Source organism: Alcaligenes parafaecalis (assembly GCF_026344135.1).
In the GTDB taxonomy this organism is placed as follows: Bacteria; Pseudomonadota; Gammaproteobacteria; order Burkholderiales; family Burkholderiaceae_B; genus Alcaligenes; species Alcaligenes parafaecalis.
Genome location: NZ_JAPKNA010000002.1, coordinates 221,915 through 237,891, shown reverse-complemented (window position 1 = coordinate 237,891; position 15,977 = coordinate 221,915). Strand labels below are relative to the sequence as shown.

General features: G+C 46.9%; 9 protein-coding genes. All 9 read right to left on the bottom strand.

Going from position 1 to position 15,977, the window contains the following annotated elements; genetic code table 11:
* Positions 1–5: 5 nt before the first annotated feature.
* The 9 genes from OSH09_RS08015 to OSH09_RS07975 are packed head-to-tail and all read right to left on the bottom strand — an operon-like array spanning position 6 to position 15,962.
* Complete coding sequence (locus tag OSH09_RS08015; protein WP_266120668.1) at positions 6–986, bottom strand: polysaccharide deacetylase family protein; 981 nt, start codon at positions 984–986, stop codon at positions 6–8.
* A complete protein-coding gene (locus tag OSH09_RS08010; RefSeq protein WP_266120667.1) occupies positions 983–1,936 on the bottom strand; it encodes a polysaccharide deacetylase family protein in 954 nt (317 codons plus the stop codon). Before OSH09_RS08010 ends, OSH09_RS08015 begins: the two co-directional genes overlap by 4 nt.
* 34 nt (positions 1,937–1,970) lie before the next feature.
* Entirely contained in the window at positions 1,971–4,028 is a 2,058-nt protein-coding gene (locus tag OSH09_RS08005) for a heparinase II/III domain-containing protein (RefSeq protein ID WP_266120666.1), read from the bottom strand.
* Between the two features lie 18 nt (positions 4,029–4,046).
* Complete coding sequence (locus OSH09_RS08000) at positions 4,047–5,612, bottom strand: heparinase II/III domain-containing protein (RefSeq protein WP_266120665.1); 1,566 nt, start codon at positions 5,610–5,612, stop codon at positions 4,047–4,049.
* Between the two features lie 19 nt (positions 5,613–5,631).
* Complete coding sequence (locus OSH09_RS07995) at positions 5,632–7,449, bottom strand: hypothetical protein (RefSeq protein ID WP_266120664.1); 1,818 nt, start codon at positions 7,447–7,449, stop codon at positions 5,632–5,634.
* Positions 7,450–10,812 (bottom strand): glycosyltransferase family protein, encoded by a 3,363-nt coding sequence (locus tag OSH09_RS07990; RefSeq protein WP_266120663.1) that lies wholly within the window; start codon positions 10,810–10,812, stop codon positions 7,450–7,452.
* A 26-nt stretch (positions 10,813–10,838) separates the two neighbouring features.
* Complete coding sequence (gene wecC, locus OSH09_RS07985; protein WP_266120662.1) at positions 10,839–12,104, bottom strand: UDP-N-acetyl-D-mannosamine dehydrogenase; 1,266 nt, start codon at positions 12,102–12,104, stop codon at positions 10,839–10,841.
* A gap of 14 nt (positions 12,105–12,118) precedes the next feature.
* Positions 12,119–13,240 carry a non-hydrolyzing UDP-N-acetylglucosamine 2-epimerase gene (gene wecB / locus OSH09_RS07980; protein ID WP_266120661.1) on the bottom strand — a complete coding sequence of 374 codons (1,122 nt, stop codon included), beginning with the start codon at positions 13,238–13,240 and terminating at the stop codon, positions 12,119–12,121.
* A 4-nt stretch (positions 13,241–13,244) separates the two neighbouring features.
* A complete protein-coding gene (locus OSH09_RS07975) occupies positions 13,245–15,962 on the bottom strand; it encodes a coiled-coil domain-containing protein (protein ID WP_266120660.1) in 2,718 nt (905 codons plus the stop codon).
* Between the last annotated feature and the right edge of the window lie 15 nt (positions 15,963–15,977).

Genomic DNA, 15,977 nt, shown 5'->3' with positions numbered 1-15,977 from the left:
TTTCCTCAGGCCTTTTTCTGAATTTTATTGTCCGGTTCTACTTGCAGCTCTGCCAGCGACAAGTCCACCGTATCAGGCACAACAATCTTGCCTCTGGCCTTCAAATCCAGAAACTCCGCCGTCGTAATCACGTCATAGTCTTTAGTCAGACGCGCCAGCAACTTGCGGTAGCCTTCCATGCGACTATCGTCTCGGTACTCGCCCAGACCGTTCTCGTCCCAAAACAGCAAAGACCAGGAATGCAGCAAGAAAACCGCAAACGAAGGGTTACCGCTAAGCGTATTCAACAACAACTGCCCCCACCAGGGGCGGAAGCGGAAATAGCTGGACTCTGGGTAAGTAAGGCGAGCCCACCACTCTGGCTTGCCTACCTTACCTAGAATCCGTTTCTCGGTCATAGGCACTTCGATCACGCCATTGGACCAAGCAAAAGGATTATTCGTGGGCTTGCTGTAAATGCATTGATTGTTATGGACAGCGCATACAGAATTGTTGAAGGACAAAGGAATACCCACTGCCTTCAACGCACGAATCGTGTCTGCATTCCATCGAAACGATCCGGCACGGTGCGCCAGAACCGGCTTGCCCGTCACCTCGGACATCAAACCCGCAAAATGCTTGAATACAAACTCTGCACGAGCCTGCTCGGTGTACTGGTTCATGTACTGCGGGCGGTTAGACAAACCATGCTCTTTCCAGAAGCTGTCGGGCAAGTATTCAGGGTGAGTATGCAACTGCACATCCTGACCTTGCTCGTCCAGCCAGCGCATGACTTCTTTCAGTTCATCCAGCCGGGAATAAGCCCCGCACAAATCCGTAAAGAACACATGCTTGACGCCGAATTCATCACCGATCTTGCACATCTCGGCGACACCGGCCGTACCCTTTGGAAATCGCCCCCAGATCAGACGATTAACATGGTCGTCAGAGGCGCGCTTTGGCAGCGCCTCTGTGTCGACCGTAATCATTGCGTAGCGATCCCTCATACCTGTGTTTCTACCTGCTCTAAGTTAACTGTTCGCGAAAGACGGATTTTACCCCGCGCCTGCAGATCTAAAAAATCCGCTGTGGTGATCACGTCGTAGTCCTTAACAACTCGTTGCATGAAAAGGCGGTAGCCCTCCAGCAGACGGTCGTTGGTGTACTGGAAATGACCGTTTTCATCCGGGTCCAGCAAGGACCACGAATGCATCAACACCACCGAGACCTTGGGCAAGGACCACAAAGGATCCTTCCAGAAAGTCGTAGGCCGCGAACCAAATTGAAAATAAGAAGACTCCGGATACGTCAGGCTGGACCAGCGATCTGGTTTGCCATCGGGCACACCGGGCGTAAAACGCTCTGTTACCGGGACTTCAATCGTTCCGTTCGACCAGGCATAAGGCAAGCAGTCGGGCTGGCCGAGTGGGCAGCGTTTCAACAAGGCGGCCCGCATGGACTGGTTGAACGACAGAGGAATACCGACAGCCTGCAAAGCTCGGATTGTGAGGGCATTCCAGCGGAACGAGCCTGCACGATGGGCCAGGATGGGTTTGCCTGTAACGTCGGAGATCAGCTTGCCGAAGTGTCGGAAGACAAATTCGGCGCGGCTCTGGTCTTTGTATTGGTTCATCAAACCGGGAGTGGCAGGCAAACGATGTTTGGCCCAGAAAGACTTGGGCAAGGTTTCAGGATGGGCGTGTAGTTGCACATCCTGACCTTGCTGATCCAGCCAGCGAACTGCTTCCAGCATCTCGGCTTGCTGTGTAAGCGTGGCGCATAAGTCTACAAAGAAGACATGCTTGGCGCCGAACTCGTCACCAATGGCGCTCATTTCGCGGATGCCTGCAGTTCCGGTGGGGTGTTCGCCCCAGACCAGGCGTTGGACATGGTTATCCTCTGCGCGTCTGCATAGAGCCTCAGTATCTACGGTCAGCAATATATAACGGTGTTTCATCAAAATGCCAGATCTACAAATCAAGAGGGGCCTTTCACACTGATACGACTCTCATTACTCTCCGATCTGGATTCGCTTTTTCTCGCACAAAACCATGCACTTTCAATAAGGACTGCCTACACCCAACTGGTATATCCAAGACAACTCGATCATCTGGCCCATACCACTGAGCCAGCACCCTCTTACCGTCAGCCATCAAATAATACGCATACTCAACTTCACCTGAAAAATGCACGGGATTAGCCCTGCAAATCACATAGACGGAATGTTCTCTACGCCATGCAAGCACTCCCACTGGCTCGTGCTCCGAAGGCAAAAAACTCACGGCATGTTCAGACATGAATTTGCAGTTGCCCAACGAAACACGCGTTCCATCGACCTCAAAAGAGTCTTGATTGATACTGAGCACAGGACGCTGTGATTTTCTGGAAAACACCCACCAGACAGCTACATTCTCAGGGGCTAAAACGCTCCGGCAAATCGTTTGCTGCCCACGGGAACCCGGCAATCGGTGCAGGTCTCGCAGCCCCAATTCCATCTGCGGGCTCATAACATGCAGTTGATCACTAGGACTTTCCTCGGACTGCAAACTCATTCCCCCAAAGGACATCCCCCAAAATAAGGAAGGATGCCCGTGCCAATGCCAGCCCAACCTCGAAGGAGCATCTGATTGAACAAAATCGCACACAACAACATGCTGATCCCGAACTAGCCAAACAGCACGCCACACCCGTAGCGCCTTAGCCTCAGCAGGGTAGCAATCAGTCAAGTCCAAGACGACAAACTTAACCTGCAATGAGGGGTTGGGGAGGCCTTGAAGTATTTGTTTACCTTTTTTAAAGCTCTGCCCTACTCCATTAATTACAGGAGTGTTATGCGCTGTATATCCAACCGTGAACTCCCGCTCTGAGCTTTCCGCATACTGTTGGTAGCCAGGATCATCTATCCACCATCTTTTACTCATCCCTAGCACTAGGGAACCATTGTCACACTGTATGTGCCCCATAGAAGAGCGATTAAGTCCGATGGCCACAGCCAAGGCATCTGCCTCATAACCAGAGCGCAGCATCACAGCATAATTAACGAGCTCATCATTTGGCAAAGTTCTCGCATTGCCTTCCATCGTCTCCGTATATGCTAGAACCCGCAAAGCATCAGCTCTCAATTGCTTACAATCACATGCAGATAACGCCCAAGCTAAAGTGGAGTGAGGTTGAAAGTTTTGTAACTTAGCAATAGCTGACCATATAAACGGCATATGAAATGGCTCTACATCTCCAATCGAAGCCGTGTTCATTATGTCACCTGGCGCAGAAAGCAAAATCGCTTGATGGCAGATTCTATGTAGCTCGGGATGATTCAAAAAATCCATCCGCACAGCAGAAGGCTGTTCTTTTAACCAATCCAGAAAAAAATCAAGAATATACCCGTCATAAGAAACCCCTTCTGTGTGACCGCCCCCTCTTAATTCAAAAATAGCCTGAAATAAAATATTTACTTTTCTATTTAAATTAGAAGAAGAGGGGTGATTAATTGCAGTCGCTGCAAGCGCAAGCATAGCAGTGCCAATCACTGCAATATTATGCAAATACCGATCAGGGTTTGGCTGCCGCAAAATATCCTCAGGCGTTTCTATATACTTATACTCTGCCTCATAAATCGGAAGCCCAATAGACACCGCGCGCTCTAACCCACCAATCAATTTAGAACGAAAATTATCACTTATATAAATACAGTTATTTAATACCGAACTTAAAATACGTACGATATGAGAAAACTTTAAATCCAGCCTATAGGAATAGCGATAATCCGGCAGAGAGGCTAAGGCCTCGACATCTCGCTCAAGAAAATCAACACAATCCTCAACATCAAGAAAGGAAAATACCCTATCCTCTAAAGCCCATAAAACCCAAATCTCATAAGGATAAGGAGACTGAAAATTTCTAATTTTCAAAAAATCATCTTTCCCCAATGAAACAAAAGGTATATCGAAAGCCAATTTTCTTCGTATTCTATAAAAATCTACAAATAATTTTTTATTATTTTTATTTTTTTGCGCCTTATCTTTTATTGCCAGAAAATATTTATTCACAATGATTCCGTCAAAAAATCAGCTCTTAAATAAAATTTCTGTAATTATTTCAGAAACATTTGCAGCATATTCTATAACCAAAACATCTATTTCAAATTTTTTATTATAATGCTTACTAGCCCAACCAAACCCAGCCTCTTCACCACGTCTTATAGAAATAGAATTATAATTATTTTGTGGCTTTAAAATAGCCAACAAATTTTTATCTTTTTTCAAGACAACAAGACCATCTTCAAAAATAGCGCTTATATCTTTTCCAAAATGGAATCTCATCTCGGAATTTGAGGAGGTTTGGTTGCAAACAGTATCATGGAGAAACAACCCACACTCCGGCCTATATAGCAGATTCCTGGAAAATGAAAAATCTTCTGATTTCCTTACAGAGCCCGAAAGACGGTAAAAGTCCTCTCCCAACTCAATAGGGTCGATGCTAGCAGCACCCAGAGAGATATCTTTAGGAAGAAAAATGCGGTCACTCAAACCAATAACATTGTGGGCTTTATCCGATATAAAATAATCACGCCATGCTCCATACTCGTAAGTATATTTACCGGGATCAGTAATCAACTCCTGGCCTCTTAGGAAGACCACGAAAGAAAGATGATCCGCATGAGCATGAACATAGCTGCTGTTAGTGGCATGGAAAAGAAGAGAAAAACTATCTAAAACATCAATACGCGGATGCGTCCTAACAGCAAGATAGCCAGAAGGGCTAAGATCCTTGTGGACATGCTTAACTCTTGACTGAATAAGATCAAATGGGCCAGCACTTTTTATAGGCTTCCCCTCCCCCTCAGAGTCCCCTACGGAATAATATTTACCATCAATACCTGTTAGCCACCCAGTAATAGCAGAGCCGTCACGAATAATATTATTTATTTTTTCATCTAAGCCAGGAAAAACCCCGCATCTCATTCTAGACAATAGCTCTACGTTGTAGCCGTGATAAAAAGGTGAGTTTTCATTATTTACCGAGTATTTATCGAAACTTAGCGAGATAAGATTTTCCAAGATGGAAGTGCAATAACCCAAAAACCTCTCACCTTGACCTACAGACAAAGATAAAATCCTCAAGCCCATTACCTGATACAAAGCATGATTACCAGCTGTAATATTTTTTTCACAAGATAAATTATCTATATGCTCAGTTGCTAAATCACTCAATAAAAGAAAATCCCCATCATCAAGGGGGAGAATATTTTTTTTATAAAGCTCTAAAAAAAACCCTAATATAATAGACCTCAGCCCCACCGCCATATCGTACCAAAGAAATTGACTTTTTTTATCTTCCGACGTTTTATAAGATTGCCAATTCTTAACGTACTCAAGCGCTTCTATCAAATATGAAGTATCAGAGCTTGACAAAAACTTACTAAGCAATGGATTTAAAAACCGCCAAGAATGCAGAGTAAACTCCACATTTCTATCAGGATATCTCCATTTAAAAGGCAGTGCTAATTTAATGGGCTTAACACCCGGACGAGGAATAAAACCTTCTGCCTTCAATTGCTCATAATCACCACCAAGAACAAGCCTATACTTTAGCTTTATTTCTTTTAAAAGCACCTCATCAATATCCGGCATTAGCCATTACCCTCTTTATTTAAATTATTTTTTCTTTTATAGAAAAACCTGAATCTCTTGCAACCTGAACAGCACTTTCTGTTTTAACTAAAACCAACCCAGCCAACGATCGATTAGCTGCAACTTTTTTATATAAATAATTCTCCAATACCTCCCCCACTAAACCCGCGTCTCTTAATAGCCCTATATTTGTTTTTATTTTCCCTAACACGTAGTCATCTACCGCTCTATTTTCAACGGGAGCATTTACATCCAGCGTGATACTACGCCTCTCCCTCAATCTCTTTCCATAAACAGTCCTTCCAACAGATTTTGCCATTATATCCAGCCCAATCTCTGGACCAGATTTTGTAACTTCCCGACTCCACCATCCCGACTGATAATCAAACATATTTAAATCAGGCCGACATTCATTAATAATATCAAAGATGAGTTTTCCATTTTTCTTCAAATTTAAATCTATTTTATTTGCCGCCCAATAAAACTCAGGCTGAACTAATGGCAAACAAATAAATCTTCCATTTTTTGCCGCTCTTCTTTGAATACCAAAATGCCTATTATTTCTACGCAGTAGATACCTATTATTCAACATCTCTTCAATATTTTCACCAGGGATTTTTTTCATGTTATGAACAAAATAATCCATCGCCGACATGAATCTAGAATCCCTAGGCAATCCTTTCACCAACAATCTAAAAATCTTTGATAAATCAGTTTCAACAGATTGAGCAACATTTTCAAACTTAACCTTTCCGTCAGCAATTCGAAGCAAACGATCATAAAGCTCCGATTTCCTTAAAACCTCCCCTCCCCCTCCCATAATATCGAGATAACAATTGGCAGCCCCTCCTTTTATATAACTCGAAGCAGGGTAAAAATATGAAAAATAATTATTTGAATTATGAGACATCCAGTGATCTAGAGAGTCTTCATAACTACAATAAACTCGCTCCCTCGTATCTGAGCCTGCTGGTTTAATTTTATAAAAATTCCCGATAAAACTAGCTATATTAAAATCTGCCTCTACCGTCTTCCTAGATTCTTTGTTCTCTATTAAATCAGGATTTTTCGAAGTCAAAGAAAGGCCTTTATGCCCCATTGCTGCCAAATAAATAGCAAGACAAGTCCTCGAATCTTTGCCCCCAGACATAGAAATCAAGGTTTGACTGGTATCAATATTGGCTGATATATTTTTTATCTTTGAAACGGCCCGTTCTATACCTATTCCCAGAAGATCCTTATAACTAGCCCCCCCACTAACCACAAGCATTGATGCTTGATTCTTCCGTATAGAAACCTCTCTTCTGCCAACTACAATTGATTCACCGACCCCCAATGTTTTTATAGAACTACAGCTAGTATCATCCGAATAGGGATGGTTAAAAAACAAATCACAAGAGCCTAATGTCGGGAGAAGAAAATCTGAATCCAACATCAAACTCGCTTTATTCTTCCGCAAAAAATCAGCCAAATGATCGAACCTATTACTTATTGCAAATACACCCGCACTATTATTTTCAGGAAGAGTATAAAAAAGTCTGTAAAAACCCAAAAAATCTGTATTAATCGTTACTTCCTGCTTTTCTCGATTAAAGATTAGCCTAACCCATGCCCCTTCGGATTGATCTTCGACTAAACTCTCTAGATCAACTCCATCAGCATCAATCGTAGAGCCAGACAAACGATCTATACGAATTTCTTTTCCATTCACCAATCCATCTGCAAATATTAAATATTCTTTTTGTCCAGAAAGGCTAAATATATTGCGAAAAGAAAATAAATTTCTCTCTGGCTTTGATATCACAAAACCATCTAGCTCCATAAAACCATGGCTCATCTATTTTTCCATCAAATCAATTTCTTGATTAATCATATTTTTAGATTCGCTTTGAGAGCGCACTCGTTTCTGCGCATTCCAGGACAAACGTGAAAACTGTTCCGGCGCATAATACAAATCTTCAATTGCTGCTGCCAAGCCTACCGCATCTTCGCTAGGCACTAGAGCACCACACTCAGGATCAACAAACTCAGATACCGCCGAAACCGCATTTGTAACCGGCACAAGTCCTGAAGCCATCGCCTCATCCCGAGACACGCCCTGTGAATCACAGCGTGTTGGCACCAGAAATATCCCATATTTTTTATGCAGTTTCGCGATCTCAGACTGAGTCAAAAACCCTCTCTCTATATGGACATTAGGAAACTCATGTAAAGGAGCTAACGTTTCTTCAAATAGCTCACCATCACCAATAAAGTGAAACCGCAAGTCTTGGAAAAAGGGTTTTTCACTCAAATACTGCACAGCCTTCACGCTAAGATCATTCGCATAGGCACGCGCTGTATATGGCCGGATAGACAACACACACTTACGCTGCTCAACATCCTTTTCCTGATAGGAAAACAGTGAAGTATCGATAGCGTTGTGGATAATGCTGTACTTGTCTTTAGGAAGGCTGACCCCCAGATCAGAGAACACTTCTTGAGCGAAGTACTGGGACACAAAAACCATATGCAGATTAGGGTGCGGAGCCTTAAGGATATCGCGCCAAAATGCATTGCGTTGCTCCCCCAATTTTTTCCGACGGGTAATTTCCGATTCTGCAAGCCCCTCGAACTCAAACTGACGACGCTCCCAAGCCTGGATCTCAGACCCATGCGCCCAAACAGTAACTCGGACAGTGTCCAAATACTTCTGCAGCACGCGCCACATATTGCTGTCAAGAATATGCACTAGCACATGACGGATCTGACCGGTAGCCAGTGTGGCATCAAGCAGGTCGGCATCGCCATTTGCCACATCGATCCCTTCAAACTCACGATAGCCCGCGGGATCCTTACTGATTCGGAAAATATCGACGATCTGCCCTTCACGCTGGTAAGCACGAATTCGGCTATGTAGAAACCCGTATCTATACAAGTCCTCATAGGCCGGATACTGCTTGGTCAAGACAAGATAAGGGGACCGACAAATAATGGCGGCGGGTCGCTCGGCATTGCTGCCCAAAACCAACCGTTCAATCAATACATCACCGCTTCCTTCAATGCGCAAGCCAAAACGAATCTGGGTGCAATGGGCGGGAATAGCAAGTGCATGTTTGTCACCTGCATGATTCATCTGATGGGAGATTTTCTTACCGTCTTTATCCTGAAACTCAAATACGGTCTTAACAGCCAAACTGCCCTCGCAACAAAGCTCAAACTGGCTATTAAGCAGCAAATTCATTTCCTCACGCGCTTTGACCTTCTTGGCATATAAATACACAAACTGCCCAGGCTTCAACGTCGAAACTATCCGCAAGCGATTCTCGTGCACACCAAGACTTACCCCCTCGCGAGCGGCCAGCATAGTGCGTAATTCAGTCGCACTGATTTGAGGAAGGTTGCTGCTATCTCCACCCGCCAGAGAGGAAGCAGCTGGCAAACGTGCCGATGTGGCCGCCAGATGCTCAGAAAATGACACACCCAGATCTGCTAAAGGCAGATCATCCACTTGCCTATGCAGCTCAACCGGCAAAGCAACACCATTCTCAATGTAATTGAACTCGTCAATCGCCAAAACCTGTTTCACACCGAACTTGAACTGCCCTGGGCTAGCCAGTATCTCGGTCTGCCAGCCCTGTGACAATGCCGACAACCTAGCGATACCACTACGCGCGCTTACTGAATCCACGTAACGATACTGGCCGTTGGGAGATTCCAAGACAAGCCCCCCCTCTTTGACCTTGTAATGCGTGGACTTACCAAACGCAGAGGCACTGCTATAAGTACTGGCCAAAGCCAAATCAGTCAGATAATGCTCGCCGTAGTAGTCGTCCTTACACCACTCACCTACCAACGTTCCCGGATCCACCGTACGCAGATGATTAAGCAACGTCTCTACATTTTCATGCTGGATGAAGTCAACCGAATTAATCTCTGGCTTTGGTAAACTGCATACAATATGCAACTGTTTATATGGATAAGCCTGATGTCGGAAAGTCTCCACCAAACTCAGCACCTCTGCTTGTGTCGATGCAGCAGCGAGCAGCACAACAGGTGGCAACGGAGGGGCGTAAACGGTATTCGTCAGCTTGGCACGGATATAAGCCAGGCGATGCGAATAGGTATGCTCCCCCATTACTTTACGCAAGCCCAACAAACGAGTCTTACGATAAATAACATCGTCCTGGACAACGTCCTGCAACCAGCGGGTCAATGTTTCAGGTTGATCTGATGAGGCCACCAGATCGCCAAACAGCAATCGGACTCCGCGCGAAAAATTCGATACCACAACCGTATTCGAGGCCAGCAACTCAAACACTCTTCGCGCAAACATCGTCTGTGATTGCTTGATGGTGTTCATATTGATGCCGTAGCGATAACCTTTATAAGCTTTATCAATTTCGGCGAACGGTAGTTTGCCCAGAATCATGGGCTTGTACTCATCGGGGAAGGTGTAATGTGGATGTGGGTTATCCGCATTACGATCATAGATCTCAACTGGACGCAGATCTTTGACTGCATCAATCAGTGCAGCAAAGTCTCGTTGGCGCTCTGGATAACGAAGATAGTAAGAGCCCGCAAAATTGAAAGCGTCCTTACGATCAAAAATCTCGATTGGATTATGCGTTTTGGGCTGTGCCGCGAAAGGCAAAAAGTAGACCTGGTCGTGGCCTACATGAGCCTTGTACTTGGGCACACAATCAATGTCAGTCGTAAACACATAATCCACTTGCTTGGCCAAAGGGATAAATGTGCCAAAGTGCACTGGATCCTCTTTATTCCAAAACAAGGTAGGCACGCCATTACGCTTGCACCAATCGATACAAGCGTTAATTTCCGGCCCATTTGTACTGATCTTCAGTTTCCAGAGCTGCTCAAATCCCTGCCAGGCTGACTCAATAAAAAGTATATGTGGCTTGAAGCTTTCTAGCTGCTCAATGCAATGCTCAGGATGCAACTGCAACAGCTCACATTCCGGGTCGTAGGAGTGAAAAGTAAATTCATCCATTACCCCCGCCACACGCAGTTGCTTAGCAGGCAAATTGGCTAACTCACCATAGCTTGCAGACACGCCTAGGCGTGACTGACATAAAGCTAAGTTCGCAGCAAAAAACTGGTGCCCCAACTGCTCTCCCAGCTCTTTGTACAGAGCCATCGCCTGAGCATAATCCCCATCGCGAAATGCCCGCGCAGCACTACTTACTTTCGATTGCAACATATCAGCCTTTTCTGCTTCTCTCGCGCTTATTCCGCAAACAAACCCACAACGTCAATGCACTGAGCATGCTTACGAATCTCAGCGACTTGCTCGATGAATGGACGATGTTTAACAAGAACGCAGACAACATCGGCATCAGCCAACGCGCTACCTAAAGCAGACAGCTCAATACCTGTGCCTTGCAGCTTGGCAGGCAAATCGTCGATGTTGGGTTCTACGGCATGTACTTTGCAGCCCAGGTTGGCAATTTTCTTGGCAACACCAACAGCGGGGCTTTCACGCAAGTCATCGATATCCGGTTTGAATGCCAGGCCCAGGCATGCCACTTTGATATCCGCCATGCGAGCGTCAGGACGCAACGACAACACACCTGCAATTGCCGCTTTCACTTTTTCTACTACCCACTCCGGCTTGTAGTCGTTGATCTCACGAGCCAAACGAACAATGCGAGCTTCTTCAGGAGTCTTGTCCACAATGAACCATGGGTCCACGGCGATGCAGTGACCACCCACCCCGGCACCGGGCTGCAAAATATTAACGCGTGGGTGACGGTTAGCCAGGCTGATCAGTTCCCACACATTAATATTCAAGCGATCGCAAATCAGAGACAGCTCGTTGGCAAATGCGATATTGACGTCGCGGAAGCTGTTTTCTGTCAGCTTGCACATCTCGGCGGTACGCGCATTCGTTGGGACCAAGGCGCCTTCTACAAAAATCCGGTACAACGCAGTAGCCATTTCAGTAGCCTTCTGAGTCATGCCACCGATCACACGGTCATTACTAACCAGCTCATGCACGACGCGACCAGGTAAAACACGCTCAGGACAATAAGCAACCTGGACATCAGCCTCCTCACCAGCTTGCTGAGGAAAACTCAAGTCTGGACGTGCCTGCGCCAACCATTGAGCCAATTGCTCTGTAGTGCCTACCGGAGAAGTCGATTCCAGAATAACCAGATTGCCTTTTTTCAGCACAGGAGCAATCGCTTTAGCAGCATCGGCGATATAGCTCAGATCTGGTTTGTTGCCTTCAAGGAAAGGAGTAGGTACGGCGATCAGAAATGCATCAGCAGGCTCAGGTGTCAGCGTAGCGCGCAGGTAACCGCCATGAACGGCGGCCTGCACCAACATGTCCAGTTCAGGTTCAACGATATGAATCCGGCCTTGATTGATCGTGTCGACCGCGTAAGCGTTCACATCAACGCCAATCACCGTCTTGCGACGGGAGGCAAATAATGTTGCGGTAGGCAGGCCGATATAGCCCAAGCCGATCATGGATAAAGTTTCAAACATGCTGGTCTTCCGAATCAATAGTTCAAAGTTTTTAAAATTTCACCAATGCGGGTAGCGGCTTTGCCGTCACCATAAGGGTTGTGCGCCCGTGCCATACGATCATATTCAGCAGTGTCATCCAGCAACTGAGTGGCAGCGCTGACAATGGCTTGTGTTTCTGTTCCCACCAAACGCACAGTTCCTGCATCCACAGCTTCAGGGCGCTCGGTCGTGTCTCGCATCACCAATACCGGCTTACCCAAAGAAGGCGCTTCTTCCTGAATGCCCCCGGAGTCGGTGACCAAAAGGTCACAACGATCCATCAGATAAACAAAGGGCAAATAATCCAGTGGTTCGATCAAATGAACGTCGGAAACGTCGGATAAGATACGACGTACTGGTTCCTGAACATTTGGATTCAAGTGCACTGGATACACCACCTGCACATCGCCACGGGAGGCAATCTGGCGCAAGGCCAGGCAGATGTTTTCGAAGCCAGAACCAAAGTTCTCGCGACGATGCCCCGTCACCAGAACCAAGCGTTTGGCTGGATTGATAAAAGAGAACTGCGCCTCAAAGCGGCTACGTAGTTCCGAGTCCTGACGTACACGTGCGGCTACATCCAGCAGCGCATCGATTACGGTATTGCCCGTGATGTGTACCGTCTTGGGATCCACACCTTCACGCAACAAATGCGATTGTGATTGCTCGGTTGGAGCAAAGTGCACATCAGCCAGTACGCCTGCTTGGCGACGGTTCATTTCTTCTGGCCAAGGCGAGTACTTATTGTGAGTGCGCAAGCCAGCCTCTACGTGACCAACCTTGATCTTGGCGTAATAGGCCGACAAAGCTGCGGCCATGGTGGTAGTCGTATCACCATGCACCAGAATCATGTCAGGTTGCCATTGTTTGTACACATCACGCATACCCAGCAGCACATTGCTAGTGATGTCATACAGGTCCTGGCCAGGCTTCATCAGGTTCAAATCAAAATCAGGTTTGATGGAAAAAATATCCAGAACCTGATCCAGCATCTGGCGGTGCTGACCTGTTACACACACACGCGCATCAAACGCAGAGTCGGCAGCCAGCGCCTTAACCACCGGAGCCATTTTGATGGCCTCCGGTCGAGTGCCAAATACAGTTAAGATTTTCATAAACTTACCTTGAGTCTTTAGGGTAAACAGTTAATAAACAGGCGTCTTTTTCAAGCTTGTATTCAGTAGATGTTCCAGTCATTCCCAGGGCTTCTATATCTGCCAACCAATGTTGCACCACTTGTTTTTCATCTTCGCGGATATAGTCATCCATCAAAAAATCAATGTGTGCGTTAGGGAAATACTCCACCAACAAAGGACCTGCGGGGTATCGGGCTTGAGGGCCCGTAGCCGCCGGAGGACCATCTACAATCACCAAAATGCGTTTTCGAGAAGCTTGTCTTTGCTTGGCAAGTTTGGCCAAGGTGCTTTGGCAGCTGTAATACGGATAAACTTGACCATCCGCCGCCTGCCAATCCTCAATTGGCGCCAGTGTCAACTGGACAGTCTTCTCCAGCCCTGCTTGCTGGATATAAGCCAATGTTTGCTGATAATACGAATCCAGATGCTCGAAGGAAACGAACTGAGTCTGACGAGTGCCGTTACGTTCAGCCATCAAGGCCAAAGACTTGGCCACAATAACGGTGGACATCCCTGACCCAAACTCAATCACAAGGTCATAGGGTTTAAGCACCAATTGCCGCATCAAACATAATGCAAAGTCCGCAGATACAGGCCAACTGTGAGCTTCGCTGTTGAACGCGGGTAGCACTCCGGTGGCAAAATACTCCTGCATCCCGACAAAGGACTGCAACTGACGTACCGCATTGGCACTATTATTCTTAAGCGCTGTTTCAAGATGACGACGGACTCGTACCAAATCGTCAGATTGCTTTTTAAACAATTCCTCATAGGCGGTTGGCACGGCCATCTCACGCTCGACCAACGACTGCACCTGAACATTCAGGCGCTCAAGCAAGTCCGTTTCGCGTGCAGTCTGTGCCGACAATGCTTGCTGTAACTCTAACTGACGAGTCTCCAGTGCGGCTTTACTCTTTTCCAAGTTCAGTTGCTCTTTAGCTTGCTGCAGCAGTTCTCCCTGGCGCTGCGCAGCCAAAGCGATGTGTTCATCACGCACTTGGAAAGCTTGACTAAGCTCAGCCTGCAAAGACTTGTAGCCTGTTCGCTCCACATTAACTTGCTGCCTAGCCTCATCTAGTTCCTGCGCTATTGCCTGAACTTGAGATTGCAACGAGTGCACTTCATCCAACCGCTGGGCAGCAAGTTCAGCCAACTCATCACGAGCACCTATCAACTCTTGTACTTGCGACAGAAAAGAATCTTTCTCTGCCTGCGTATCCCGCAATTGCCCCTGGAGCTCCTCAGACTCAACCACTGATTCTTCTAACTGAACCAATAAGGACCCGACCTCCCCCAAGCGTTGCTCCGCTATTACATTCAATTCATCGTGAGCAACAATCAAGGCTTGAAGTTGTGACAAAGCTGCCTCTTTGTCCTGATAATGCGTCTGCAACTCTGCTTTCAGGCCCTCATACTGCTGGGCCATATCCGCTAAGCCGCCCTGTACAGTGACGCATTGCTCAAACCATTGCCCCGCCTGGACTTCCTTTTCAGCCAAGGTTTGCTCAAGCCGCTTCAGATCAGCTTGCAAGCCCAAGCACTCACGCTGCACCTGTGACTTCAACAACCCTTCTTGCTCGAGCTCACGTTTCAAAACCGCTACTTGCTTAAGCGCAGTCTGCGTATTGCTCTGCTCCTGAAGTACAAGTTGTCGCTGTTGATCCCCTTGCAGTTTTCGCTCTTGAAGCCTTTCCTGGTGCACTTCCTCTAACTGCCGGATCTGCGCCCGCAGCGATTCAGCTACTACACGTTGCTCTTGCTCCGCTTGCTTCAAACGCCGCGCCTCATCTCGCGCACCCGATAGCTGTCTACCTTGCTGCTCCAAAGTACTGGCAATCGTGTTGCGCGACTGAGCCAACTCATCCCATTGACGCCGCACATCCTCATATTGCGCATCAACTCCGGACAAAGAGCGAGCGTTATCCAAACGGAATTCTGCCGCCTGCTTCAGCAAACGATCGCGTTGACGCGCCTCAGAATCAGTAAAAGGCACATCTTCCGGCAAGAGCGTCAAGAGCGCTTCTGCCTCCAGCAAATCACCCGACTCATGTAATCGAAACGCCAACCACTTTTGACGAAACCCACGTGGCTCCAAAGCAAACGCGCGGCGCGCCATCGTTGCAACCAGTGCGGGCTCTGTCGTCATATAGGTCCGGGCTACGGCTGTCCAAGCACTGGCTTGCACGCTTTTTGACACAGAAGCCTGACTCAACAAGGACTCGACCTGTTGGTCCCCTCCTTGCTGATAAGCCTGAATGATTTTGTCAAAGGACTTTCCACCCAATGCAGCAGGAGGCTGCGTGCGACGACTTTGACGCCAAGCCTGACGCAAACGCCCAGGCACCGAAATCAACGAGCCTGTGGACTGCACACCCTCAATCAAAATATCGCCTAACTGAGCGGCTAAAGCGTATTGAGTCTTTAAATCATGCAGTTGTGTTTGCACTTTGAGCAGGAACTCCAACCGAGCAGTTTCCGCCTGAGACTCTATAAGTCGCACATCTACAGGTGCCACATTAATGACCGTCGGCGTCAAACCACTCCAAACATCTTGGGGGCTATCGTACAAACGGCCCAACTCTTCCTGCACGACCTGCAACTGGTCTAACAACAAGCAGTTTTCCTTCTCAATCTGCTGCATATGCTTGGACTCGGAGCAATCCTGGCCTAACTCAGACGGCACAACAGGTGACATAGACATTAAATGGATTTCCTA

Excerpts from the sequence above, each read along its gene's own strand:
- OSH09_RS08015 (WP_266120668.1), bottom strand. The coding sequence starts at position 986 with ATGAGGGATCGCTACGCAATGATTACGGTCGACACAGAGGCGCTGCCA.
- OSH09_RS08010 (WP_266120667.1), bottom strand. The coding sequence starts at position 1,936 with ATGAAACACCGTTATATATTGCTGACCGTAGATACTGAGGCTCTATGC.
- OSH09_RS08000 (WP_266120665.1), bottom strand. The coding sequence starts at position 5,612 with ATGCCGGATATTGATGAGGTGCTTTTAAAAGAAATAAAGCTAAAGTAT.
- OSH09_RS07995 (WP_266120664.1), bottom strand. The coding sequence starts at position 7,449 with ATGAGCCATGGTTTTATGGAGCTAGATGGTTTTGTGATATCAAAGCCA.
- OSH09_RS07990 (WP_266120663.1), bottom strand. The coding sequence starts at position 10,812 with ATGTTGCAATCGAAAGTAAGTAGTGCTGCGCGGGCATTTCGCGATGGG.
- wecC (WP_266120662.1), bottom strand. The coding sequence starts at position 12,104 with ATGTTTGAAACTTTATCCATGATCGGCTTGGGCTATATCGGCCTGCCT.
- wecB (WP_266120661.1), bottom strand. The coding sequence starts at position 13,240 with ATGAAAATCTTAACTGTATTTGGCACTCGACCGGAGGCCATCAAAATG.
- OSH09_RS07975 (WP_266120660.1), bottom strand. The coding sequence starts at position 15,962 with ATGTCTATGTCACCTGTTGTGCCGTCTGAGTTAGGCCAGGATTGCTCC.